We start from the raw sequence: 25,754 nt of genomic DNA, 5'->3' as shown, positions 1-25,754 counted from the left end.
TTGAAAAGAATTTTATTAATAGAAGATGAAGTAAGTATTGCAGAATTACAGCGAGATTATTTAGAAATTAATGATTTCCAAGTTGATGTAGAGCATTCAGGAGAAACAGGTTTACAAATAGCCCTGCAAGAAGACTATGATTTAATTATTTTAGATATTATGCTTCCGAAAATGAACGGATTCGAAATTTGTAAACAAATACGTGCTGTAAAAGATATTCCGATTCTACTTGTTTCAGCAAAAAAAGAAGATATAGATAAAATTCGCGGACTCGGATTAGGAGCGGATGATTATATAACGAAGCCGTTTAGCCCGAGTGAATTAGTCGCAAGAGTAAAAGCACATATTTCTCGTTATGAAAGATTATTAGGAAATGTAAGTAAGCAACGCGATACGTTATATATTCACGGAATTTCTATCGATCAACGAGCGAGGAAAGTTTTTATAAACAATGAAGAAGTGGCATTTACAACGAAGGAATTTGATTTATTAACATTCTTTGTCACAAACCCAAATCAAGTATTAAATAAAGAACAGCTATTTGAACGCATTTGGGGATTAGACTCTGCTGGTGATTTAGCAACTGTTGTCGTTCATATTAGAAAGCTACGTGAAAAAATTGAAAGAGATCCAGCTCACCCGCAATATATTGAAACGGTATGGGGAGCTGGTTATCGTTTTAACGTGTAATATACCTGCCGAGTAATTGGCAGGTTTTTTGTATGTTATTCGAATGAAAAGGAAGAAATAGGTAATTTGTGTTAAAATGTAAAGAGAAACAAAACAGAGGAGAGCATAGGGAGCGAGCTATATGTTGGGGGATATATTAAAAGATAATAAATCAAATAAGACTTTAAAGATTGGAACTAATATCGTACTTATCTTATTGATTATTGGTGCAATACAAATGTTTTATGATGAAGATTCTACGAATGATCATTTCGGTTGGTTCTTTTTTGCGATCTTTTGGGTAATTAAAAGCATTTCTAGCTCTAAGGTAAGTTTAAAAGATAGAGATAAAAAGTCGGTATTACTTGATGTGGGTTTAGTTGTTATTTCTTTTGTTTTTTTAGTTGTTTTTAGTGTGAAATATTTCATTTGAAAAAAGCTCATAGTCGTATAGAGGCTATGAGCTTTTTGTCAGTGTTTAGTTTTTATTGATAATAATGGTAATAACGATTTATAAAATGTTTGAGTAGTAGAAGTAAACTGAGCAGCTTCTTCTAAAAAAGGATAATGGTTGCTGTTTTCGAATGGAATGAAGATAGAATTACGTATCCCATCATGTATCTCGATAGAATATTGAATTGGGCACTGTACATCATATCTTCCGCATATAATAAGTGTCTTTGTTTGGATGGAAGGTAAATTCTCTCTTAAATCAAATGAAGGATATTCATTGGCGAAAGCATTCATCCGGCTAATGGACATTGTTTTATTGATTGGTTTACAAAAATAAGAGTTGTAGTTTTCTGGTTTATACAATGATAATTTTGTTCTCTTAGTAGATAGTTCTTTCCGTTCTTCATTTGTAAGGTGAGGGCTTTTTAAGTTTTCGATGAGTTTTTGCATATAATGAAACTGTGGATGTGCTGGGTGATAAATGCAGAATGGTGTTTCGGTATAGTTACTTGCTGCAGCTCCTGCTACGACTAATGATTGTAAGGAATGTGGATATGTAATTGCATATAAAAGTCCAAGCATACCACCTGTTGAATGGCCAGCGAAATGCCATGTTGGAAGTTGTAATGCTTCTCGTATGGCTTCCAAGTCGTGGATTGTTTCAATCATGCTTAATTCTTTTTCTGAATTGGCTTTTAACGAGTTACCAGCGTCTCGTAAATTAATGAGAAATACACGATGCGTAGCAGTAAAAACATCCGCAAAGTAATCACCAGTTTCATTAAATTGTGAATAGTGATGTGTAATACAAAGCGATTCGCCATCTCCTTTTGTAAAGAGTTCAAATGTACCACGTTTCGTGTGGATCATTTGTCGTTTCCACATAATATCACTACCTTTTCTCATAAAAGTTGGGCCAGGCTGTTATGAAATGAAAATATATCGGCGCATTTCGAAATATATCAGCGATTATTAAAATATATCGACTTACCGACAGAAACCGACAATAAATAAAAGGAGGCTATTCAAAAACGAGCCTCCTTTTCGTTTAGTACAAAGATTTTGTCATATTATTCCGAATAATTTCAAGGGATTTCGCTACAGTTAATGCGTTTTTTTCTTCAATTTCTGGTTTACGGGGGATAGGTTTATACATGTTGTCTGGATCTTCCCATGTGAGGGGAAGTTCTGTTTCTGCTTGTCCTTTCCAAGCTTCAATCCATTCTGGAGGGAGATAACCTGAGATGTTTTGGATGTTGTTCATTTCGAGCCAAATGAGTGCCCAAGCTCTTGGAACGACGCGCCAGTGATCATAGCCACCGCCACCGACAGCGATCCAGCGACCGTCGCAATATTCATTTGCAATTTCACGAGCGAGCTTCGGTATTTCACGGTAAATATTCATTGTCGCACAAAGATGTGTAAGTGGGTCATAATAATGTGCGTCAGCACCATTTTGCGTTAAAATAATATCCGGTTTAAAGTACGCTGCAACTTCTTTTACAACAGTTCGATATGATTTTAAGAACGATTCATCTTCTGTAAAAGCATCGAGTGGAACGTTAAAAGAATAACTATAGCCATTACCTTGTCCGCGTTCATTTACAGCGCCAGTTCCAGGAAATAAATAGCGACCAGTTTCATGTAATGAAATTGTGCATACGTTAGGGTCATCATAAAACGACCACTGTACGCCATCACCGTGATGAGCATCTGTATCAATATATAAGACGCGTAAACCGTATTTCTTTTGAATATATTTCATTGCGATAGAACTGTCGTTATAAATACAAAAGCCAGATGCTTTGCCGCGAAAGCCGTGATGTAAGCCGCCGCCCAAATTAAGTGCGTGCTTTACTTTCCCAGAAAGAACAGCATCGACAGCTGTTAATGTACCACCAACGAGCAATGCGCTTGCTTCGTGCATATTTGGGAACATCGGTGTATCTTCTGTTCCGAGTCCATAGGACATTGCAATTGATTTTTCTAACTTTCCTTCTCCAGCACGTTTTACCGCATTTATGTACTCCTCTGTATGAACGTAGGCGATTTCTTCATCTGTAGCCGTCCGTGGTGAGATGATTTGAGAGGGAGAGATGAAACCGCCCTTTTGTAATAAATCATACGTAAGTGTGACGCGCAGTTGGTTAAAAGGATGATCAGGGCTAAATGAATAGCCCCGGAAGTCATCCGAATAAATAAACGCGCTACTCATGCCTGCATCCCCATGATGTTTGGCCATAATACGCGGTAGCCTTCTGCTTCAAGTGCATCAATCACTTTTAGAGGATTCATCGTTTGAATGCGGAAAACGAGTACTTTATCATTCTCATCTTTTGCTGGATAGACGAGAACGCTCACGATATTTATTTGTAAATCACTAAAAATAGCAACGACTTTTCCAAGAATACCAGGTTCGTTTTTTACTTGAATTTCAATTTGCGAACTTGGTTGATGTGCTCCTGTTAATTTTACTAACGTGTGTAATACTGTAGATTCAGAAATGATTCCAACTAACTTCCCGGCCTTTGTAACAGGAAGACAGCCAATTTTATTTTCAAAAAATAAAGTAGCAATTTCCTCAACAAAATCGAGAGGATGGCAAGTCATAACAGGATGTTTCATAATAAGTTCGAGCGGTTGCTGTAGCATATCGAGTGAAACTTGTTCATCTAGAATAGACGGACTTGCATCTCTTACATCCCGATCAGAAATAATGCCTACGACGTGATTATTTTGATCGACAATTGGAATGTGCCGAATGCCTTTCGTGCGTATCGTTCGGATTGCTGTTTCGATTGTATCGTTTGGATGTAATGTAACTACATTTTGATTCATAATTTCTTCTACAATCATTCCAGTTGCCCCCTTTATTAATACATAAAACGATTGTGAAAACGTAGACGATCAAAAGCTTGAATAGAATCCGTATCAACGCGTTTACCGATGCGGACCATTAAACAGTTGGCAGGATGTGAACAAATTTCAGGATCGTCTGTAGCCATCCATTGTAACCCGCCAGCATTCATCATCTTCTCCATTACTTTTCGGTATTCCCACACATTCAATCCTGTTTGTTTCAAATCCCAGTGCCAATAATATTCAGTCGTCAATATAATGTAATCTTCCATATAATCGTCCATCATAGAAACCTCTAGTAAGTTCTTTCCGACAGAACTCCCGCGGAAGGCTGGGACTACTTCAATTGCCCCAAGCTCAATTAAGTTTTCCATTTTTCCTTCTGACCATCGTTCAAGTGGATCAGGATACAAGTATGTAACATATCCAACAATTGTTTGGTCATGTCTAGCAATAATGAGACGAGCTTCTGGTAATTTAGAAATTTCGACAATTGCTTTATATTGTTGCTCGGCAGGACGAAACGCAATTAAGTCTGGATGAAACTCATACATTTCTAAGTTATGTGTAGAGACAGGACCTTCAATAATTAAAGTGCCTTTCGCTGTTTTTAAGTTTCTAGCATTATATATTTTTTTATGAATCAATGTATTGCTCACCACCTTGAGGGTTTGTGAATCTATTAATATCGTACTTTATAATATATGCGATGTGAATCGAAATTTGTCATTAAAAATTTGTCTAAAAATCAACAAATATACTGAAAATTTTAAATAATGTCATTATAATAGATAATAGAATACATAGGAGGGGGATGTAAAGTATGAAAGTAGAAACGCTTCCTGTCATTAAAGGAGAAAATAATTTGCCGAATTATGATGAGGCATACGCGAATTTTAACTGGGAAGAGGTTAATAAAAACTTTACTTGGAATGAAACAGGCCGAGTAAATATGGCGTATGAGGCAATTGATAAGCATGCGAAATCCGATCGAAAGAATAAAGTAGCTCTTTATTATCAAGATGGATCGCGAAAAGAGAAATATACATTTAAGGAAATGAAGGATTTTTCTAATAAAGCAGGAAACGTCCTTAAGAATTATGGCGATGTAGAAAAAGGCGATCGCGTTTTTATTTTTATGCCACGTTCTCCAGAGTTATATTTCGCACTTTTAGGTGCAGTGAAATTAGGAGCAATTGTTGGACCGCTATTTGAAGCATTTATGGAAGGCGCAGTTCGCGATCGCTTAGAAGATAGCGAAGCAAAGGTGTTAATTACAACGCCTGAATTATTAGAGCGAGTACCATTAAATGATTTACCGGCTTTAAAAACAGTTTTCCTTGTTGGAGATAATGTAGAAGAAGGCGGTAAAACGGTAGCGTTCAATCCGTTATTTGAACAAGCTTCAAAAGAATTACATATTGAATGGTTAGGCCGTGAAGACGGTTTGATTCTACATTACACGTCTGGTTCTACTGGTAAGCCAAAAGGTGTGCTTCATGCGCAAAACGCAATGGTTCAGCACTATCAAACGGCGAAGTGGGTATTAGATTTAAAAGAAGACGATGTATATTGGTGTACTGCTGACCCGGGCTGGGTAACTGGAACAGCTTACGGTATTTTCGCACCGTGGTTAGTTGGAGCGTCAAATGTTATTTTAGGTGGACGCTTTAGTCCAGAAGCTTGGTATGAAGCACTGCAAGATTACGGTGTGACGGTTTGGTACAGCGCACCAACAGCATTCCGTATGTTAATGGGAGCTGGACAAGACGCAATTAAAAAATATGACTTATCACAAGTTCGTCACGTATTAAGCGTTGGTGAGCCGTTAAATCCAGAAGTAATTCGCTGGGGTATGAATGCATTTGGACTTCGTATTCATGATACGTGGTGGATGACAGAAACAGGTGGACAAGTAATTTGTAACTACCCTTGTATGGAAATCCGTCCAGGTTCAATGGGTAAACCAATTCCAGGTGTGAAAGCAGCGATTGTTGATAATGAAGGAAATGAAGTGCCTCCTTACACAATGGGTAACTTAGCAATTGCGAAAGGTTGGCCATCTATGATGCGCGGGATCTGGAATAACCAGCAAAAATATGAATCTTATTTCATGCCGGGAGATTGGTACGTATCAGGTGACTCTGCCTATATGGATGAAGATGGATACTTCTGGTTCCAAGGACGTATCGACGATGTAATTATGACGTCAGGTGAGCGCGTTGGTCCGTTTGAAGTAGAAAGTAAATTAATCGAGCATGCTGCTGTTGCAGAAGCTGGTGTAATTGGTATTCCTGATCCGGTGCGCGGCGAAATTATTAAAGCATTTATCGCACTTCGAGCAGGATACGAACCATCTGATGAATTAAAAGAAGAAATTCGTCAATTTGTAAAGAAAGGCCTAGCAGCTCATGCAGCGCCACGACAAATTGAATTTAGAGATAAATTACCGAAAACGAGAAGTGGTAAAATTATGCGCCGCGTATTAAAAGCGTGGGAGCTGAATTTACCAACAGGTGACTTATCAACGATGGAAGATTAAGAGGGAAAGGTCTGAACGAAAAATGTTCAGGCCTTTCTTTTTTATGATATCATGAACTTGTATATATAAGTTAAAGGGGATAGTATGATGAAAACAGAAAAGGAAAAGATGATACTAGGAGAAATGTACATACCGGCTGATCCAGTTTTAGTACAAGAAAGAGAGCAAGCACGTATATTAACGAGAAAATTAAATGATACGCCAGAAGAGCAATTAAAAGAGCGTAGCGAAATCGTAAAAGAATTATTCGGAACGACAGGAGATAATATTCATCTTGAATCTTCTTTTAGATGTGATTACGGCTATAACATTCATGTCGGTGAAAATTTTTACGCGAACTTTGACTGTACGATTTTAGACGTATGCCCGGTAACAATCGGAGTGAACTGTATGTTAGCTCCAGGTGTTCACATTTATACAGCAACGCACCCACTTGATCCGGTAGAGCGTATAAGCGGATCAGAATACGGAAAACCAGTTACAATTGGCGATAACGTATGGATTGGCGGAAGAGCAATTATTAATCCAGGTGTAACAATTGGAGACAATGCGGTAATCGCATCTGGTGCTGTCGTAACGAAAGATGTGCCTAATAATGTAGTAGTTGGCGGGAATCCTGCAAAGATTATAAAAAAACTAAAATAATATTTGAACGAAGTGCCTTCCTCGTCTGTATACAGTTATAAAAGAATAGATGAGGGAGGCTTTTATATGTCTAATAAATTACTTCTTGCGACGTTGTAAAGGATTGACAAGAAGGGAAACCTGACCTCTATTTGACATGCCTATATAAATGATGGTATAAAGAAAAGTATATGAATAATTGAGCGTGGAAAGGGAGAAGTAGTGATCATTTCCCTGTTTTAGAGAGCTGATGGTCGGTGAAAATCAGCACATAGATGATCGCGAATTACGCCCCTAGAGCATCTTTTTTCGATTGAATTGTATTCAAAAGGGAAAAGACGGTGCTAAGCCGTTATGTAAATAAGGTGGTAGGCTTTTTTTTGCTTGCAACTAGGGTGGTAACGCGATAATCAAAATCGTCCCTTATTTGAAGGGGCGATTTTTTTATGTTTTCAACCTTCACGCCAGTAATGAACTTAAAGGAGAGTATGTAGGATATGGGTATTTTACAAGATCTTGAATTTCGCGGTCTAATTAATCAGCAAACAGACGCTGAGGGCCTTGAGCAATTATTAGAAAAAGAAAGCGTTAAATTATACTGTGGTTTCGACCCGACAGCGGATAGCTTACACATCGGTCATATGTTACCAGTATTAATGTTACGTCGTTTCCAATTAGCTGGTCACCAACCAATCGCACTTGTTGGCGGTGGTACTGGTATGATCGGTGACCCAAGTGGTAAAAAAGCAGAGCGTACATTAAATACGAAAGATACAGTTGCTTACTACACAGAAAGCATTAAAAACCAACTTTCAAACTTCTTAGAGTTCGAAAACGTGGACAACCCAGCAACAATGGCTAACAACTATGACTGGCTTGGTAACTTAGATGTCATTTCATTCTTACGCGATATCGGTAAAAACTTCGGTTTAAACTATATGTTAGCAAAAGATACAGTAGCATCTCGTTTAGAAACTGGTATTTCATTTACTGAGTTTAGTTATATGATTTTACAATCATACGACTTCCTAAACTTATACCAACACCATAAGTGCCGCCTACAAATCGGTGGTAGTGACCAATGGGGTAACATTACAGCTGGTCTTGAATTAATCCGTAAATCAGAAGAAGATGCGAAAGCATTCGGTTTAACAATTCCACTTGTTACTAAATCTGACGGTACGAAGTTTGGTAAAACAGAAGGCGGCGCAATTTGGTTAGACCCAGAGAAAACAACTCCTTACGAGTTCTACCAATTCTGGATTAACACAGATGACCGTGATGTTGTTAAATACTTAAAATACTTTACATTCTTATCTCATGAAGAAATTCTTGAGCTTGAGAAACAAGTAGCTGAAGCACCAGAAAAACGTGCAGCACAAAAAGCGTTAGGTTCTGAAATGACAAAACTTGTTCATGGTGAAGAAGCATTAGAGCAAGCGATTAAAATTTCAGCTGCATTATTCAGCGGTTCTGTAGCAGAACTAACTGCAAGCGAAATCGAGCAAGGATTCAAAGACGTACCATCTGTAGAACGTACTGCAGAAGATACAGTATTAATCGACTTACTTGTAGAAAGCAAAATCTCTCCATCAAAACGTCAAGCACGTGAAGATGTAACGAACGGCGCAATCTATGTGAACGGTGAGCGTACACAAGCATTAGACTACGTTGTAACAGAAAACGACCGCATCGAAGGTAAATTCACAATCATTCGCCGCGGTAAAAAGAAATATTTCTTAATTCGTTACTAATCCGAAACGAATATAAACAAATAGTACCCCGAATTGTAGGCTGAAAAGTTTATGATTCGGGGTTTTTATGTATGGATTTAAAACGCCACATCTTTTCTTTTGAATAGAATATAAAGAATTAATATGAGCATATAAAGTAAACTCACTAGCATAAAGATAAATGCTGTTGGATAAAATTTTGCTGCATATATAAAGAAGTCGATTTGATAAATATCTTCGTAATTTGAAACGGTACCTTTAAAGTAATTCGTAAATTTAGCGCTATATTTCCATTCATCAGGATCATCTATTAAATTACTTCCCTGATACCAATTAATAAGTGCGGAAGTAATAAATAGCATAAATGAACTTCCGAGTTGAACCATTTGATTTATTGTCAAAAAGAATCCACCTCCCATTTTATGGTTATTATAGCGTGCATTCATATGCTTGTAACCATTTTGTTGTAATCTCCTTTTCGAGTTCATACGGAAATCACATGTAAGCGGTATGATAAATGTATAACAACTAGAAAGGAGTGGTAAAACAAAATGTCACTAGAAGCGCTCATTATTTTTTCTTTGCTAAATGCGGGTCAGCTTGCAGAGAATTCGAAGGTGGATGTACATAAAGAGCAGAAAGATGCTTATGTATATGTTCAGAAAGAGGAAAATAAATAATTTTATTTTATATATAAACGAAAAAAGCCAATCCACAGGATTGGCTTTTTGTCATTAACGAGAGTAGAACTCTACGATTAATGCTTCGTTGATTTCAGCTGGTAACTCAGCACGCTCAGCGTGACGAGTGTAAGTAGCTTCTAATTTGTCAGCATCGAAAGTTAAGTATTCTGGTACGAAGTTGTTAACTTCGATCGCTTCTTTAACAACAACAAGGCTGTTAGATTTTTCGCGAACGCTGATAGTTTGACCAGGTTTTACACGGTAAGATGGGATATCTACGCGAGCGCCATCAACCATGATGTGACCGTGGTTTACTAATTGGCGAGCTGCACGACGAGTGCGAGCTAAGCCCATACGGTAAACTAAGTTGTCAAGACGAGCTTCAAGAAGGATCATGAAGTTTTCGCCGTGCTTACCAGGCATTTTACCTGCTTGGTCAAATGTGCGACGGAATTGACGCTCAGTCATGCCGTACATGTGACGAAGTTTTTGTTTCTCTTGTAATTGTAAACCGTATTCTGAAAGTTTCTTACGTTGGTTAGGACCGTGAGGACCTGGTGCGTAAGGGCGTTTTTCTAATTCTTTTCCTGTGCCGCTTAGAGAGATTCCAAGACGACGAGACAGTTTCCAAGCTGGACCTGTATAACGAGCCATAGTTGACTCCTCCTTTAAAAATGTTTTTATTTACGTAAAATAAAAACAGACGTAATCGATATTTACGGGCATTTTGTTTTCATGTACCTTCGCTCCAGCAGCAGGGAGTTACGAGATACACCTCCGTAGAGGAACAAAATACAAACGATAAACTCACATTACAAGGCTGCCTTTTTATTTTACACAAACGCTATTATATCTTTTACCCAGAGTTTCGTCAAGCGAGTACGTTTTTGTTTTATGCATAAAAATTTTGGAAATTAATATAAGAAGGAATTTAAAACAATATAGAAGAAGAGATAGAAACACAAATAAAACGCTTACATAAAATGAAGGAAAACGTTCATCAAATTTTTATGGATGAATATGCGGCAATAAAAACATAAGGGGGATGTTTTTATGAAAAAGAAGCATATGGAGACAGCGTTAATTCATCACGGTTATACACCTGAGGAACATAAAGGAAGTTTAACACCACCTTTATTTCAAACTTCTACATTTACATTTGAGACTGCGCAGCAAGGAGAGGCGAGTTTTGCGGGAGTGGATCCATCTTATATTTACTCACGGCTTGGAAATCCAACTGTGAAATTATTTGAAGAACGTATGGCGGTGTTAGAAGGAGGAGAAGAGGCACTTGCCTTCGGATCTGGTATGGCAGCTATTTCAGCGACTTTAATCGGTTTTTTAAAGGCTGGAGATCATATTATTTGTTCAAATGGATTATACGGATGCACGTACGGTTTTTTAGAAGTGTTAGAAGAAAAATTTATGATTACGCATTCGTTTTGTGATATGGAGACAGAGGTAGATATTGAAAATAAAATTCGCCCAAATACAAAGCTTATTTTCGTTGAAACACCAATTAATCCGACAATGAAATTAATTGATTTAAAACAAGTGATTCGGGTTGCGAAGCGAAAAGGTTTACTTGTTATTGTTGATAATACATTTTGTTCACCTTATTTACAAAGACCGCTTGAGCTTGGCTGTGATGCTGTTGTGCATAGTGCGACAAAATATATTGGTGGTCATGGCGACGTTGTGGCGGGTGTAACGATTTGTAAAACGAAAGCATTAGCTGAAAAGATTCGCCCGATGCGAAAGGATATCGGCGGTATTATGGCACCGTTTGATGCATGGTTATTATTACGCGGGTTAAAGACGTTAGCAGTAAGAATGGATCGTCATTGTGATAATGCAGAAAAAATTGTATCGTTCTTAAGAAAACATGATGCGGTAGAAGATGTTTGGTATCCAGAAGGAGAGTTAGCATCTCGTCAAATGAAACGCGGGGGCGGTGTTATTTCTTTTTCAGTAAAAGGCGGAAAAGAAGAGACGCAAGCGTTTATTAATGATCTTCACTTTATTACAATTGCGGTGAGTTTAGGAGATACAGAAACGTTAATTCAGCATCCAGCAACGATGACGCACGCTGCGATTCCAGCTGAACTAAGAAAAGAAATGGGCATTTTCGATAATTTAATACGCTTATCAGTCGGTTTAGAATCGTGGGAGGATATCGTTTCTGATTTAGAACAGGCATTAAAGAAAGTATCTACTGTAAATCAATGAAAAAAGAGTGAGCTATCGGTTTTGTACAGGGCGTACTAAATCGATAACTCGCTCTTTTCTTTTTACATATGTTTTAGGAGTGTTTCCACAAACTTTTCTAAATAGCGCTGATCTACTTCATCAAAACGATTCTTTTCAGGACTATCAATGTCAAGTACACCAATGACAGCTCCTTCTTTCACAATTGGTACAACGATTTCTGAATTAGAAGCACTATCGCAAGCGATGTGACCTGGGAATTGGTGAACGTCCGCTACAAGCTGCGTTGTTTTCGTTTCAGCTGCTACGCCGCAAACGCCTCGTCCAAATGGAATGCGTACGCAAGCAGGCATTCCTTGGAACGGTCCAAGGACAAGCTGATTTCCTTCTGTTACGTAAAAGCCAACCCAATTAACGCGATCTAAAAATTGGTTTAATAATGCGGAAGCATTTGATAAGTTTGCGACTACGTTTGATTCGCCAGTTAATAACGCATCCAGTTGTTTAATTACTGTCTCATATTGCTGCACGCGAGACCCTGCATAACTTTCTTTAGTAAACATGGAAACAGCTCCTTTTTTATCGAGATGTGTAAAATATTAGCAAAATACGATGTATTTCACATGACTTTGTCGATAGAAAATTAAAGGAATTTGTCTTAAAAGTCAAGAAATTTAAACTATAGCTGTTCAGTGAGGGGAAGTGAGCGCATGAAGCAGACGAAACAAAAAGTAATTGATGCGGCAATATCGTTGTTTAATACGAAAGGGTATGATGGAACATCGGTGCGAGACATTGCAAAGCGAGCGGATGTGAATGTAGCGAATATTTCATATTATTTTGCTGGGAAGCAAGGTTTATTAGAACAGCTTATTACTGATTTTTTAGAAGGATATATTCATGTGATTGAAATGTCGTTTGAACAGAGAGAGTATTTGTCGGCTAAAGATGTGATGGTGCAAATGGTGCGCGGGATTTTACGATATCAATTTGAAAATAGAGAACTAACACGTTTCTTCTACCGAGAGCTTTCGCTTGATACGACATTAATTCGTGAAGTGATGACCGTTTATTTTTCTAAAGAAAGATATTATATAGAACAAATGATTAGACAAGGACAAATGAAACAAGAATTTCAGAAAGTATCATTTACAATGTTTATGACGCAATTAAAAGGTATGATAAGTATGCCGTTTTTATATCCACAATATATATCAGAAGTACTCCATTCTTTCCCGTCTGAGACATTTTTCATAGAGATGTACACGAAAGAGATTGAGCAATGGATGGAACAAGCATTATGTAAAGCGAATATGTACCATGAATGGCCAAGAGCTGTTCATATGTGAAGAATCCCCACCTAACGAACTGAGGTGGGGATTTTTATGTTTACTTTTCTTTGCCATAAATTGTTACATAATAGCGCTATAATTGTTAATGCAGCTCCAGCGATTTCAATTTTATCGACTGTATAACCTCGAAAGATAGAACCAATGAGTGCAAGGATAGGAACTAAATTCATAAATAATATGCCGTTAATAGATGAAATATAGCGATTTCCCATATTCCAGCAAAATACAGCGATAACGCCTGCGATAATCGACATATAAAAGAGCTCAAAACGAACGCTCACAACTGTACGCAGTGACGGCATAGTAACTATATTTGTGTACGTTAAGAAAGTAACAATAACGATGAGTGAAATGGAGCCAAATAAACAAGTTAATGTCGTGTACCTAAGTGGTGACCAAGATTGAAAACGAGCACCCCCGTTTGTATAAATGACCCAGCAAGTAACGCCGCATAGCATCAATATGTTTGTTGATAAGTGGCTTGCAGCTCCAAATAATAAGTGAATATTTCCTTTTGAAATGACAAGCATAACACCAAGTAATGCAACAAACATACAAAGGAATGTATAGTTTTGTGGGCGGCGATTTTTCGTTATCCATTGCAGTGATAAGGCAATCAGTGGCATAAGGGATTGAATCATAGCTGCATGGATTGCTCCGGAAGGTCCGGCAAGTTGCTGTCCGTAGAAAACGAGAAAACCATACCCCGCGAAACCGACTGTCCCGTAAAAGAATAGAGAAAGTGTTCTTTTTTCTAAGCGGAGTGAAGTCTTTCCTTCAGTAATTAATAGCAAAATAAGAAAAATAATAGCTGCTGATCCATAGCGAAGCGTTGTGAAGAAGAATGGATCGATAAATTGCAGAGCACTTGCCATTACAGGAAACATAAATCCCCAGGCAGTGACGGCGAGTAAGCATAGAAAGGATCCGAGTAGCATTTGTTTTTTGTTCAAGAGTATCTTTCCCCTTTACATTTCGTTATAGTAAGTTGATGAAATAAGTATAAAGAGTAATTGTTTATAGGAGGAAATATCGATTTCTTATAACGGTTATAACTTTTTGTTAGAGGTGTGTACGATGGATTTGGAGGCAGTACGATCGTTTATTGAAGTGAAGCATACGCGAAGTTTATCAAAGGCAAGTAAGATTTTACATATATCACAACCAGCGCTTAGTAAACAAATTCAAAAGTTAGAAGCGGATTTAGAGGTTACTTTACTTAAACGTTCTGCGCAAGGAGTAGAGTTAACGGAGGCAGGAGAGTTATTTATAAAAAGAATGTTACCGATTTTGGAGCAAATAAATGAAGTGAAAACAGAAATGAGGGGGTATCAAGAGAACCGGAAGTTTTCAATTGGTATACTACCGAGTTTAGCGGAGCATTACATATCAGAATGTAAAGATATATTAGGTGATGAGTTCGAAGTGGAATGGCAAATCGGGCATACGGAAGTATTAAGAGATTTATTTAAAGCGCGGGAGATTGACGCGATGTTCATCGATTCAGTAGTAGAAGGTGCTACGTATATAAAAGAAGTGCAACAAGAGAAAATTGTTTGTGCCGTTTCAAATAATCATCCGTACAAAGAGAAGATAGTCATTCAAATAGAAGAGCTGCACAATGAAAAATTAATTGTATATCCAGAAATATGTGATGTAAGGAAAATGATTATGAACATGTTTCATGAAATAGGTGTAAAACCAACTATAGCTGTGGAAACATCTTACGCAGAACCGATGCTTGCAATGGTAAAAGCTGGCCTTGGTATCACGTTACTTCCAGAAAGGGCAGTAGAGCAGTCTGTAAGGCAAGGAAATGTACATGTAATTTCTGTTGAACCACCACTCATGCGGAAAATTTATTTCGTATCCCATACGAAAGATTGTTTGTTATTACAATCATTTGAGGATAGGGAGTGAGGTAGGCGGAATATTGAGAAAGATTACAATCACATTGAAAGAAACATGAAATTTTAAAAAAAACTAGGTCAAAAACAAACCATTACATGGTATGATTAGTACATTGTTAGTTGTTAAATATAGGGGAATTCCCTTTTTATACATAATGCCTTCCATTTCATAAACGGAACGGACAAAAAAAGAGATATAACTAGGAGGCTTTTTTGCATGGATTCTATCCTGACGATCGTTATCATTGTAGTAAGCTCTATTCTAGTGCTGCTCATGATAGAGCTTGTGATAAGAAATCGTTCATATAAAGATATTGAAGCACTGGAGCAGTGGAAACAAGAGATAAAAGATAAACCTGTGGCAGATGAACTAAAACGGGTAAAAGATTTAAACATGACGGGTCAAACAGAAGAACTGTTTGGTAAATGGCGTGAAGAATGGGATGAAATTGTATCAACAACCCTTCCGAAAGCTGACAAAGATTTAGCGCAAGCGCGAAAATTCGCCTCGCAATTCTCCTTCCGAAAAGCAAAGCATGCGATGAACGAATCCATAAGTGGTTTAGATGACGCTGATAATCGTATTACGGACATTTTAAATGAATTACAGCAATTGTTAGAAAGCCATGAGAAAAATAGCTCGGAAATTGAAGGGTTACGTGATACATATCGTAGTATGAAAAAGAGTGTTCTTGCTCATAGACATATGTATGGAGCAGCAGAGCAGAAAATCGAAGAGATGCTAGACGCTGAATCTGAGAAATTTAAAACCTTTGAAGAAGCAACAAACAATGGCGACTATTTAAAAGCGAGAGAAATTGTTATTAGTTTGGAAGAAGGTTTAGCAGATTTAGAAATCATTATTCACCAAATTCCAGATTTATTGGTAGAGTGTCAAGCGACGTTACCAGTTCAGCTGGAAGATTTATTACACGGACATAATGATATGGTAAGACAAGGTTATGTATTAGATTATTTGGAAGTCCCTAAAGAAGTTCGCGATATGACGAAACAACTACAAACATGTTTAATGGATATACAGGAGCTTCATATAACAGAAGCGGCTGAAAAAGTAGAAAACTTAAAAACACGTTTAGATGGCTTCTACGATCAATTGGAACAAGAAGTACATGCGAGACATTATGTGGAGCAAAAAACACTTTCTGTTTACGATGACTTAGAAGAAATGCGTATCGAAACGATTGAAACGAAAACAGAAACACAACTTGTGAAACAAAGCTATCAGTTACAAGATAAAGACATTGAGTCTCAAAAAGTAATTGAAAAGCAAATGCACATTTTAACGAAACGTTTTGAAATGCTACAATTACGCGTTGCAGAACAAGATATTGCCTTCTCTATTATTCGTGAGGAACTAGAAGAGGTTTATGAGCAATGTGAAACGTTAAAAGTACTTCATGCAGAATATAAAGAAATGCTGCAAGCGATGCGCAAAGAAGAATTTGAAGCACGTGAGAAGTTACAAGAAATGCGAAATACTATTTTCGAAACGAAACGCTTTATGCAAAAGTCGAATTTGCCAGGTCTTCCAGAGAGTATTATGGAAGATTTAAAAAGAGGGCAAATGGCAATGCAAGCTGTATATGAACAATTAGAAGTGAAGCCGTTAAATATGAACGCTGTAAATAGCAGTTTAGAAGAAGCATACACAACTGTGAACGGTGTGGCTGAAATGACAGAAGAGTTAATTGGACAAGCATATTTAGTGGAAAAATTAATTCAGTACGGTAACCGTTACCGTAGTCATGATGAAAACCTAGCAGAAAGTTTAAATTATGCTGAGAAATTATTCCGTGAATACCAATACGATGCAGCTTTAGAACAAGCGGCTTCAGTATTAGAGCAACTTGAACCTGGCGTTGTTCAAAAAATAGCTGAATATGTAGACAATGAACAAACCCTTTCATAAAAGGGTTTGTTTTTTTGTGTAATTTTGCAGACGATGTTGCTATAATGAATAGCGGAATACAGCAAGATTATTCGTTTCAAAATAAAGTGAAACTGTAATCAGTAGGAGGATTCATCCCCATTGATTACTAGCCTTCACCAATCGGGCATTTACGGACAGCCCGACTCCTACCTAACTTCTTTGCTCTAACTGGATTTTGAGGTGAGAGTCTTATTGCCCGTTCATGCGGGATAAAGTGAAACTGTAATAGGAGGGCATCCTCGACAATTATTAGCCTTCACCAATCGAGATAAAATGGAACCTTTGCGTAGTCTTAGCGTAATGACACGTATTTATGATATGATTATACGATGTGATAGCGCTGAAAGGGGAAGAACGATGATCTATTTTGATAATAGTGCGACGACGAAGCCATATCCAGAAGCTCTTCAATCGTACGTGACGGTTGCTGGGAAATATTTTGGTAATCCTTCTTCTATTCATTCGCTTGGAGGAGAGGCAGAGCGTCTATTAACACAATCAAGAACGATTGCAGCGCAGCTTCTTCGTGTTAAACCTTCTGAAATTATTTTTACATCAGGTGGAACGGAAGGGAATAACCTTGCGATTAAAGGGATAGCGATGAGGAATCGTTCGCGTGGCAAACATATCATTACAACAAATATTGAACACGCGTCTGTGTTTGAGGCATATAAGCAATTAGAAGAACTCGGGTTTGATGTAACATATTTACCGGTTAACGAGCATGGTGTTGTGTCGGTAGAAGATGTGAAACGAGCACTTCGTGAAGATACGATTCTTGTGTCAATTATTCATGTGAACAACGAAACTGGAGCAATTCAGCCCGTTGCTGAAATTGGAACGTTATTATCGAATCATCCGAAAATAAGATTCCATGTAGATCATGTACAAGGGATAGGGAAAGTACCGCTTGATTTATATGCGTCTCATATTGATCTTTGCTCAATATCTGGACATAAATTCCACAGTGTAAAAGGAACGGGTCTTCTTTATGTACGCGATGGCGTAAGATTAGATCCGATTTTATCAGGTGGTCAACAAGAGCTTAAGTATCGCTCTGGTACAGAAAATTTACCTGGCATTGTAGCGATGGTGAAAGCACTTCGTATGACAATGGAACAAGTGAAAGAAAAGGTAGCTCATTTGCAAAGTTTACAAGCAGAGCTTGTTCGTTTCTTTAAAGAGATGGAAGATGTAACGATTAACACGTCGCTTGCATATGCAGCGCCGCACATTTTAAATGTATCATTTGTTGGTTTAAAACCAGAAGTAGTCGTTCATGCTTTAGAAGAACACGGTGTATATGTGTCAACGAAATCTGCTTGTTCTTCAAAAGCAAATGAAGTGAGCAGAGTGTTAGTGTCAATGGGAGTGCCGCATGCAGCAGCTGCAAGCGCTATTCGTATTAGTTTGGCACCAGAAAACACAATGGAAGAAGTAAAACAATTTGAAGGTATTGTAAAAGAGACGATGCCAAAATTATATGAAGTGATGAGGTAAAGAAATTATGTTGAAATATGAATATATTTTAGTGCGTTACGGAGAAATGACGACAAAAGGTAAGAACCGTTCTAAGTTTGTAAGCACATTAAAAGATAACGTGAAGTTCAAACTGAAAAAATTCCCAAATATTAAAATCGATGCAACACACGATCGTATGTACATCCAGTTAAATGGTGAAGATCATGAAGCAGTCTCTGAAAGATTGAAGGATGTATTTGGTATTCATAAGTTTAACTTAGCGATGAAAGTACCATCAGAATTAGAAGACATTAAAGAAGGTGCATTAGCAGCTTTCTTACAAGTAAAAGGTGATGTGAAAACATTTAAAATTACTGTACACCGTTCTTATAAGCATTTCCCAATGAGAACGATGGAATTATTACCTGAGATTGGCGGACACATTCTAGAAAATACAGAAGATATTACAGTAGATGTTCATAATCCAGATGTAAATGTACGCGTAGAGATCCGCAGTGGCTATAGCTATATCATGTGCGATGAGCGTATGGGAGCTGGCGGTTTACCAGTTGGCGTTGGCGGAAAAGTAATGGTACTTCTTTCTGGTGGTATTGATAGCCCAGTAGCAGCTTACTTAACGATGAAACGCGGCGTATCTGTGGAAGCAGTTCACTTCCATAGTCCACCTTTCACAAGTGAGCGTGCAAAACAAAAAGTAATCGATTTAGCACAAGAGTTAACGAAGTATTGTAAACGAGTAACGCTTCACCTTGTTCCGTTTACAGAAGTGCAAAAAACGATTAATAAAGAAATCCCATCTAGCTATTCAATGACGGTTATGCGCCGTATGATGATGCGTATTACAGAACGCATTGCTGAGGAGCGTAACGCACTTGCAATTACGACTGGTGAAAGTCTTGGACAAGTAGCAAGCCAAACGTTAGATAGTATGCATACGATTAACGAAGTAACAAACTACCCAGTTATTCGTCCGCTTATTACGATGGATAAATTAGAGATTATTAAAATCGCTGAAGAAATCGGCACGTATGATATTTCAATTCGTCCATATGAAGATTGCTGTACTGTATTCACACCAGCAAGCCCAGCGACGAAGCCGAAACGTGAAAAAGCAAATCGTTTTGAAGCGAAATACGATTTCACACCATTAATCGATGAAGCTGTAGCGAACAAAGAAACAATGGTATTACAAACGGTAGAAGTAGTGGCGGAAGAAGAAAAATTTGAAGAACTTTTCTAAAACCATAAATTACCATATCTAAAACGTGTATGAAGTCATGTTATTTATCACACTCTATACTCACAAGGAGGTGATATAACATGTCACGTAGCACAAATAAATTAGCGGTTCCTGGTGCTGAATCAGCATTAGACCAAATGAAATACGAAATCGCTCAAGAGTTTGGTGTTCAACTTGGAGCTGATGCAACAGCTCGCGCTAACGGTTCTGTTGGTGGTGAAATCACTAAACGTCTAGTTTCACTAGCTGAGCAACAATTAGGCGGTTTCCAAAAATAATCCCATATGATGGCTTAGAAAGAGCGGGTTCTCCCGCTCTTTCTTTTTTTGTGTTGTGTCGCTATTTGTCGGTAAGTCGATGTAATTTCGTTTACTAATTCGACAGAACTGAAAAATTTGTCAAAAGAAGAGGGTTCAAAATTGACAGAAAATTCTTTATTATATAAAGGAGGCATAAAGAAAAGGGAGGATATTTTATGAAGCGAGAAGAATTGTTGGCGCCACCGTCTTATAATTTAGTTTCTGAAATAGAGAAATATACAGGTGATAAAGGGAAGTTAGCTTTAATTTGGCAAGATGATAAAGGGAATCGAAGGGAAGTTACATACGCTGAATTAATGCAAGGTGCGAATAAAATTGGAAACGCTTTTATAAAAAGTGGTTTGCAAAAAGGGGACAAGCTTCTCATTATGATGCCGCGTTTAATTGAAGCGTACATGACGTATATTGCTGCTATTAAAGCAGGATTTGTCGTAATTCCAAGCTCGGAAATGTTACGTAAAAAAGATATAGAATATCGAATTGGACATGGAGAAGTAAAAGCGATAGTAAGCTATGAGCCGTATATTAGGCAGTTTGATGATATAGAAGCGATGGAATCTCTTCGAAAATTTGTCCTGAGCGAGCAGTCAGTAGATGGATGGATTAATTTAAAAACAGCGTTAGAAACAGAGAGTGACATGTTAGAAATGGCAAAGACAGATAAAGAAGATATGGTCTTTTTATCTTACACGTCAGGAACGACAGGAAATCCAAAAGGTGTCGTTCATACACATGCGTGGGCATACGCTCATTTACGTACGAGCGCTCCAAATTGGCTCGGAATTGAAGAGAATGATATTGTATGGGCAACAGCTAGTCCAGGCTGGCAAAAGTGGATTTGGAGCCCGTTTTTAGCAACTTTAGGATCAGGGGCAACAGGGTTTGTATATCACGGTAAGTTTGAACCGAAAACGTACCTAAACTTATTAGACGATAATAAGGTGAATGTACTTTGTTGTACACCGACTGAGTATAGATTAATGGCAAAGGTAGAAGATTTAAGCCAGTACAATTTAGAGGCACTACATAGCGCTGTATCGGCAGGTGAGCCGTTAAATAGAGAAGTCATTGAAACGTTCAAAAAGCACTTTCATATTACAGTGAGAGACGGCTATGGGCAAACGGAAAATACATTACTTGTTGGTGTAATGAAAGGGATGGATATTAGACCAGGATCAATGGGGAAACCAACGCCAGGTAACCACGTCGATATCGTAAATGAGGAAGGTACTCCAGTTAAAGTAGGCGAAGTTGGTGATATTGCAGTTCACATTGAAACGCCGGCCCTCTTTAAACAATATTACAAAGACGATGAGCGTACAGCGATGCAATTTCGCGGTGATTATTATATTACAGGGGATAAAGCGAAGAAAGATGGAGAAGGCTACTTCTGGTTTGAAGGGCGCGGTGATGATATCATTATTAGTTCTGGTTATACAATCGGGCCGTTTGAAGTAGAGGATGCTCTTGTAAAACATCCGTACGTAAGAGAATGTGCAGTTGTCGCAAGTCCTGATGAAATTCGTGGAAGTGTCGTGAAGGCATTTATCGTATTAAGAGAGAATATAGAAAAGAACGAAGAAACATTAATTCCAACACTCCAACAACACGTCAAAGAACTCACTGCACCATATAAATACCCTCGCAAAATTGAATTTGTAGATGAACTACCAAAAACGATTTCTGGGAAAATTCGCCGTATTGAACTTAGAAAACAAGAGATGGAGATTCCGTCAAAATAATTTTGAAAACAGTGAAGTAAATAGTTGAATGAAATGCAAAACAATGATAATATAAAAAACGAACACAAGTTCGATTTTATAAACTTAAAAAAGAGGTGTCCGTATGATTTTAGGTATTAATCCGTACTTAGTTTTAGATGGTAGTGGGCAAGAAGCTGTACAGTTTTATAAAGAGGCTTTAGATGCAAAAGTAGAAGTTATGCAAACTTTTGGTGACATGCCTGAAAATCCAGAATACCCGATTCCAGCTGAAGCGAAAGAGCGCGTTTTACACGCTACTTTAAAAGTTGGTAATACGGATCTTATGATCTCTGATACATTCCCAGGTCAAGGGCATGCAATCGGATCTCAAGTAACAATCGCAATTCAAATTAGTAATGCAGAAAAAGCAAAAGAAGTATTCGATAAGTTACAAGAAGGTGGAGAAGTTATCATGCCACTTCAAGAAACATTCTGGAGCCCAGCATACGGACAAGTAAAAGATAAATTTAATATTGAATGGCAAGTTACAACATCTACTACTGAACAAAAGTAATTTTTAGAAAAGCACCATGTTTTGAAATGGTGCTTTTTTTTATACAATAAAAAATAAAGGAGATGGGATATATGGGAGAAATTTGGTATGGCGGCACCATTTACACAGTGAGAGAAGAAAATGAAAAAGTGGACGCTGTTTACATTGAAAACGGTACGATCGTTGATGTTGGAAGTAAAGAAGAGTTAGAAAACCAATATGCCGCGGTTACATTGCACGATTTAAAAGGCAAAACGATGATTCCAGGTCTCGTTGATAGCCACATGCACCTTATTGGGCATGGGGAGAGATTGCTTCGTTTAGATTTATCAAATTGCACATCTTATGGCGAAGTGCTTACTCTTGTTCAGAAGCGAGTGGAAGAAGCTCCAAAGGGCTCTTGGATTATTGGAGAAGGATGGAATGAAAATAACTTTACAGATACAAAAGATGTTCACGCGCGTGATTTAGATGAAATTTCGAAAGAACATCCCATTTTACTAAAGAGAGTTTGTCGTCACGTTACATGGGTGAATGCATACATACTGCAAGAAGCGAATATAACAGCAGCGACAGAAGATCCAAAAGGCGGGAAAATTGGTAGGGATTCATCAAATAAGTTAACAGGGCTTTTATATGAACAAGGGCAAGAATTAATTAAACATGTTCAGCCAGAAATTGATGAAGCTTATTTACAAAGAGCTCTGCAAACAGCGATTAAAGATTGCTGGAAATACGGACTTGTTGGCGGGCATACGGAAGATTTAAATTATTATGGTGGTTTTAGAAAAACATATAATGCGTTTTCTCACGTTATAAAAGAAATGCCATTTAAAGCCCATTTGCTCGTTCACCATGAAGTAGCACATGAACGAAAAGAATATGAAAATGAACATTGTATTGAATTTGGAGCAATGAAAATTTTCTCTGACGGTTCTTTTGGCGGAAGAACAGCATTATTAAGTGAACCGTATGAAGATGCGAAGGAAACAAATGGAGTTGCGATTTTCTCACGTGAAGAACTTGCGGAATTAGTAAAGAAAGCACGAGATCTACATATGCCAGTTGCGATTCATACTATCGGTGACTTATCGCTTGAATATGTCATTGATGCACTCGAATTATATCCACCAGCAGAAGGGGTGCGTGACCGCATTATTCATTGTCAGCTTGCTCGTGAAGAGTTGATAGAAAGAATGAAAAACTTGCAAGCCATTATCGATATACAGCCAGTCTTTCTTTCATCAGATTTTCCGTCAGTCATTGAAAAACTAGGCGAGCACCGTCTTCGTTATGCGTACGCTTGGAAGACGTTACTGGAGGCAGGATTACACTGCAACGGTGGCTCAGATGCTCCTATTGAACAAGTGAATCCGTTTCTAGGCATATATAGCGCTGTTACACGTAGAAGTTTTATTGACGGTATATGCTATATGCCTGAGGAAAGATTAACGGTATATGAGGCTGTTTCTTTATTTACAACAGGAAGTGCCTATGCAATCGGAAAAGAAGCGAAGCGAGGGCAAATTGCAAAAGGATATGAAGCAGATTTTACAATATTAGACCGCAATATTTTTGAAATTGAGGCAGAAGAAATAAAAGAAGTACAAGCAGAAATGACCGTAATAGATGGCCAAGTTGTCTATAGAAAAGATGCGTAAAAATATATGAGCGGTTTTCGGAATATATCGAATTACCGACAAAAACTGACAAGAATAACGGCCGGATAGTAAGAGAGTATTGTTCGCGTCAATCGGGGGAAATAAATAACCGCAGAATTATGGAATTTCATAATTCTGCGGTTATTTTAATCTTATAAAAACGTTCTCTGTACTTTTTCCCAGAAAGAATTGTTTTTTAATTTAACTGTTTTAATTTGTTTATCGCTTAAGCGTACAACAGCTTTTTCCACTTGTTTAATGCTAAGCGCTTCGTTATCCATGCCGATAACAGGATAATCGTTACCGTCTGGTCTTAGTTTTAAAGTTAATGTACGTTCGTGATTTAAAATGAAAGGTGAACCGAGCGTACGGTAAGTGTTGTTGTTTAAAGATGCTAGTTCGCTTACTTGGAAACATGGGATAAGCGGGTCAACAACTGCACCATGCAATGATTTATTGTAAGCAGTACTTCCTGTTGGGGTAGAAACTACTAAACCGTCCCCTCTAAATGTTTCGAAATATAAATCATCAACATGAACATCTACAACGAATGTTTTAATAATGCTAGAACGTAATGAGAACTCATTTAAACAATGGAAAGATGTACTGCCATCTACATCTACCTGAATTGTTGGATATTTTCGCACTTCAATTTCATTTTTTGTAATTTCTTGAAGGGCTGTATCAACGTGATCAATATGGAAATCGCAGTAGAACGAAATTTCATCTTTCGTAGAAATCCCTGCGTATAAGCAATCTTCTCTAAAACCAGTTTTACGAACGGCTTGTAAGAAGGTTGCATCATCTCCAACACTGACGATAGCGTTTGCATTTTTTGGATGATCTAATATGGTAAATCCATTCTCTTCTAAAATACGATAGATTGGTTTCATTTTTTCAACGAGCGTTGCTTTGTCATCACCATAAAAGAAAAATAAATTGCGACGATCTGCCATTATGTATCCCTCCACTGCAGTTAAATTTTCTGTTTTTCGTGCTACATATCATTAGAGTTCGTTCCCTGATGATATGTTCAAATAATATATTTCGATATAAATTGTCAAAACACCTTTTTATTTTTAGAAAAATTTTTATATTCAATCTTATAAAACTCTGTTTAATGATGAATAAACTTGTCGATAATGGGTACGGAGTGAAAGGATGATACGTATGAAGTGGCTCGTAATTGGAATAATAATTCTTCTTCTTTTTATTTTGTTTATACTATTGTCGAAAATAAAGCTTAAGGTGACATTTTTATATTCAGAAATGGAAAAGCAATGTTTGCTTCAAGTGAAAATATGGATGATTCGATATACATTTGATGTGTTGGAAAGAATTGAAAAACAGCAGAAAAAGACAGGACAGAAAATCGAAAAAGCTGAAGAGGACGGCGGACTCGATAATAAAATTATGGCGCAACTGGATAGCATTGGGGAACTGATAAAAAAGCTTCAAGAAGTTCATACTATTGTTAAAGATTTTCTCAAACGAGTGAAAATCAATGGTTGGAAATGGCATACACAAATTGGAGCAGGCGACGCAGCTAGTACTGGAATTGTCACTGGATATGCATGGGGGACAAAAGGTATGGCTGCTGGAGTTGTCGGACAATATATGCATATTGTCGATGTACCAGAATTTGAAATTACCCCAGTTTTTCAAGGGAAAGGATTTGCATCAAGATGCGAGTTAACAGCATCTTTTCGTATATTCCGCGCTATAAAAACTGGCGTCAAATTACTCGTATTTATGAGAAGACAAAGATCTGGTATGACAGAAAAATCTGTTCAAGCATAGGGGGGATATAG

26 protein-coding genes and 1 other annotated feature are annotated in these 25,754 nt (G+C 37.6%); of the genes, 17 read left to right on the top strand and 9 right to left on the bottom strand.

The features are described 5' to 3' along the window. Together DN401_RS06770 and DN401_RS06765 are read left to right on the top strand one after the other, a co-directional pair. On the top strand, window positions 1–690 hold the full coding sequence (locus tag DN401_RS06770) for a response regulator transcription factor (protein ID WP_002195828.1): 690 nt from the start codon (window positions 1–3) through the stop codon (window positions 688–690). A gap of 121 nt (window positions 691–811) precedes the next feature. After that, window positions 812–1,102 (top strand): hypothetical protein, encoded by a 291-nt coding sequence (locus tag DN401_RS06765; RefSeq protein WP_000900162.1) that lies wholly within the window; start codon window positions 812–814, stop codon window positions 1,100–1,102. A 38-nt stretch (window positions 1,103–1,140) separates the two neighbouring features. Here the strand turns inward: DN401_RS06765 and DN401_RS06760 are convergent, their stop codons facing one another. From DN401_RS06760 to acuA, 4 genes are all read right to left on the bottom strand, one after another. Continuing rightward, window positions 1,141–2,028, bottom strand: a complete 888-nt coding sequence (locus DN401_RS06760; RefSeq protein ID WP_002041890.1) for an alpha/beta fold hydrolase — start codon at window positions 2,026–2,028, stop codon at window positions 1,141–1,143. Between the two features lie 142 nt (window positions 2,029–2,170). Then, window positions 2,171–3,337, bottom strand: coding sequence for an acetoin utilization protein AcuC (acuC, locus tag DN401_RS06755; RefSeq protein WP_000092830.1), 1,167 nt, complete (start codon window positions 3,335–3,337; stop codon window positions 2,171–2,173). Beyond that, a complete protein-coding gene (locus DN401_RS06750; protein WP_000634583.1) occupies window positions 3,334–3,978 on the bottom strand; it encodes an acetoin utilization AcuB family protein in 645 nt (214 codons plus the stop codon). Before DN401_RS06750 ends, acuC begins: the two co-directional genes overlap by 4 nt. A gap of 17 nt (window positions 3,979–3,995) precedes the next feature. Further along, window positions 3,996–4,628 carry an acetoin utilization protein acetyltransferase AcuA gene (gene acuA, locus DN401_RS06745; RefSeq protein WP_000581388.1) on the bottom strand — a complete coding sequence of 211 codons (633 nt, stop codon included), beginning with the start codon at window positions 4,626–4,628 and terminating at the stop codon, window positions 3,996–3,998. 176 nt (window positions 4,629–4,804) lie between these two features. On the opposite strand from acuA, the gene acsA reads away from it, so the two are divergent. The 3 genes from acsA to tyrS all read left to right on the top strand — a co-directional run bounded on the left by acsA (window position 4,805) and on the right by tyrS (window position 8,901). Further along, complete coding sequence (acsA, locus tag DN401_RS06740; protein ID WP_000862049.1) at window positions 4,805–6,523, top strand: acetate--CoA ligase; 1,719 nt, start codon at window positions 4,805–4,807, stop codon at window positions 6,521–6,523. 84 nt (window positions 6,524–6,607) lie between these two features. After that, on the top strand, window positions 6,608–7,168 hold the full coding sequence (locus DN401_RS06735; RefSeq protein WP_002026426.1) for a maltose acetyltransferase domain-containing protein: 561 nt from the start codon (window positions 6,608–6,610) through the stop codon (window positions 7,166–7,168). A 176-nt stretch (window positions 7,169–7,344) separates the two neighbouring features. Further along, window positions 7,345–7,574: a binding site (T-box leader), on the top strand. Window positions 7,575–7,644: 70 nt separating this feature from the next. Then, window positions 7,645–8,901, top strand: a complete 1,257-nt coding sequence (gene tyrS / locus DN401_RS06730) for a tyrosine--tRNA ligase (protein ID WP_000512076.1) — start codon at window positions 7,645–7,647, stop codon at window positions 8,899–8,901. 77 nt (window positions 8,902–8,978) lie between these two features. Here the strand turns inward: tyrS and DN401_RS06725 are convergent, their stop codons facing one another. Then, window positions 8,979–9,326 carry a YjdJ family protein gene (locus DN401_RS06725; RefSeq protein ID WP_000994181.1) on the bottom strand — a complete coding sequence of 116 codons (348 nt, stop codon included), beginning with the start codon at window positions 9,324–9,326 and terminating at the stop codon, window positions 8,979–8,981. Window positions 9,327–9,431: 105 nt separating this feature from the next. Here DN401_RS06725 and DN401_RS06720 point away from each other — a divergent pair, with 105 nt between their 5' ends. After that, the gene (locus DN401_RS06720; protein WP_000050944.1) at window positions 9,432–9,560 is read left to right on the top strand and encodes a hypothetical protein; all 129 of its coding nucleotides are present in this window, start codon (window positions 9,432–9,434) and stop codon (window positions 9,558–9,560) included. Between the two features lie 54 nt (window positions 9,561–9,614). Here the strand turns inward: DN401_RS06720 and rpsD are convergent, their stop codons facing one another. Further along, window positions 9,615–10,217, bottom strand: coding sequence for a 30S ribosomal protein S4 (gene rpsD / locus DN401_RS06715; RefSeq protein ID WP_000135315.1), 603 nt, complete (start codon window positions 10,215–10,217; stop codon window positions 9,615–9,617). Window positions 10,218–10,616: 399 nt separating this feature from the next. Between rpsD and megL the strand changes: the two genes are divergently transcribed. Beyond that, complete coding sequence (megL, locus tag DN401_RS06710; protein ID WP_149287636.1) at window positions 10,617–11,792, top strand: methionine gamma-lyase; 1,176 nt, start codon at window positions 10,617–10,619, stop codon at window positions 11,790–11,792. A gap of 62 nt (window positions 11,793–11,854) precedes the next feature. On the opposite strand, the gene DN401_RS06705 is transcribed toward megL, so the two are convergent. After that, the gene (locus DN401_RS06705) at window positions 11,855–12,334 is read right to left on the bottom strand and encodes a GAF domain-containing protein (RefSeq protein WP_000494340.1); all 480 of its coding nucleotides are present in this window, start codon (window positions 12,332–12,334) and stop codon (window positions 11,855–11,857) included. A 147-nt stretch (window positions 12,335–12,481) separates the two neighbouring features. Here DN401_RS06705 and refZ point away from each other — a divergent pair, with 147 nt between their 5' ends. Continuing rightward, window positions 12,482–13,120 carry a forespore capture DNA-binding protein RefZ gene (gene refZ, locus DN401_RS06700; protein WP_000814923.1) on the top strand — a complete coding sequence of 213 codons (639 nt, stop codon included), beginning with the start codon at window positions 12,482–12,484 and terminating at the stop codon, window positions 13,118–13,120. Between the two features lie 11 nt (window positions 13,121–13,131). On the opposite strand, the gene DN401_RS06695 is transcribed toward refZ, so the two are convergent. Continuing rightward, window positions 13,132–14,076 carry a DMT family transporter gene (locus DN401_RS06695; protein ID WP_149287635.1) on the bottom strand — a complete coding sequence of 315 codons (945 nt, stop codon included), beginning with the start codon at window positions 14,074–14,076 and terminating at the stop codon, window positions 13,132–13,134. Between the two features lie 124 nt (window positions 14,077–14,200). On the opposite strand from DN401_RS06695, the gene DN401_RS06690 reads away from it, so the two are divergent. The 8 genes from DN401_RS06690 to DN401_RS06655 all read left to right on the top strand — a co-directional run bounded on the left by DN401_RS06690 (window position 14,201) and on the right by DN401_RS06655 (window position 23,943). Further along, on the top strand, window positions 14,201–15,043 hold the full coding sequence (locus DN401_RS06690) for a LysR family transcriptional regulator (RefSeq protein WP_000362529.1): 843 nt from the start codon (window positions 14,201–14,203) through the stop codon (window positions 15,041–15,043). Between the two features lie 207 nt (window positions 15,044–15,250). Next, window positions 15,251–16,963 (top strand): septation ring formation regulator EzrA, encoded by a 1,713-nt coding sequence (gene ezrA, locus DN401_RS06685; RefSeq protein ID WP_000377303.1) that lies wholly within the window; start codon window positions 15,251–15,253, stop codon window positions 16,961–16,963. A 378-nt stretch (window positions 16,964–17,341) separates the two neighbouring features. Beyond that, entirely contained in the window at window positions 17,342–18,484 is a 1,143-nt protein-coding gene (locus DN401_RS06680; protein ID WP_000638992.1) for a cysteine desulfurase family protein, read from the top strand. Between the two features lie 7 nt (window positions 18,485–18,491). Further along, window positions 18,492–19,706 carry a tRNA uracil 4-sulfurtransferase ThiI gene (thiI, locus tag DN401_RS06675; RefSeq protein WP_000922337.1) on the top strand — a complete coding sequence of 405 codons (1,215 nt, stop codon included), beginning with the start codon at window positions 18,492–18,494 and terminating at the stop codon, window positions 19,704–19,706. Between the two features lie 80 nt (window positions 19,707–19,786). Next, complete coding sequence (locus tag DN401_RS06670; protein WP_000091639.1) at window positions 19,787–19,984, top strand: alpha/beta-type small acid-soluble spore protein; 198 nt, start codon at window positions 19,787–19,789, stop codon at window positions 19,982–19,984. Between the two features lie 197 nt (window positions 19,985–20,181). Further along, on the top strand, window positions 20,182–21,768 hold the full coding sequence (gene mbcS / locus DN401_RS06665; RefSeq protein ID WP_149287634.1) for an acyl-CoA synthetase MbcS: 1,587 nt from the start codon (window positions 20,182–20,184) through the stop codon (window positions 21,766–21,768). 103 nt (window positions 21,769–21,871) lie between these two features. After that, window positions 21,872–22,303 carry a VOC family protein gene (locus DN401_RS06660; protein WP_000600350.1) on the top strand — a complete coding sequence of 144 codons (432 nt, stop codon included), beginning with the start codon at window positions 21,872–21,874 and terminating at the stop codon, window positions 22,301–22,303. A 71-nt stretch (window positions 22,304–22,374) separates the two neighbouring features. After that, on the top strand, window positions 22,375–23,943 hold the full coding sequence (locus DN401_RS06655) for an amidohydrolase (RefSeq protein ID WP_000504018.1): 1,569 nt from the start codon (window positions 22,375–22,377) through the stop codon (window positions 23,941–23,943). A gap of 152 nt (window positions 23,944–24,095) precedes the next feature. Here the strand turns inward: DN401_RS06655 and DN401_RS06650 are convergent, their stop codons facing one another. Next, window positions 24,096–24,899 carry an NAD kinase gene (locus DN401_RS06650; RefSeq protein WP_000785177.1) on the bottom strand — a complete coding sequence of 268 codons (804 nt, stop codon included), beginning with the start codon at window positions 24,897–24,899 and terminating at the stop codon, window positions 24,096–24,098. 205 nt (window positions 24,900–25,104) lie between these two features. On the opposite strand from DN401_RS06650, the gene DN401_RS06645 reads away from it, so the two are divergent. After that, the gene (locus DN401_RS06645; RefSeq protein ID WP_002164419.1) at window positions 25,105–25,743 is read left to right on the top strand and encodes a DUF2953 domain-containing protein; all 639 of its coding nucleotides are present in this window, start codon (window positions 25,105–25,107) and stop codon (window positions 25,741–25,743) included. Window positions 25,744–25,754 lie beyond the last annotated feature (11 nt).

Origin of the sequence: Bacillus sp. BF2-3, from assembly GCF_008368795.1 — a bacterium.
GTDB lineage: Bacteria > Bacillota > Bacilli > Bacillales > Bacillaceae_G > Bacillus_A > Bacillus_A cereus.
The sequence above is the reverse complement of the archived record's forward strand: the minus strand, read 5'-3'. Positions and strand labels throughout refer to the sequence as shown.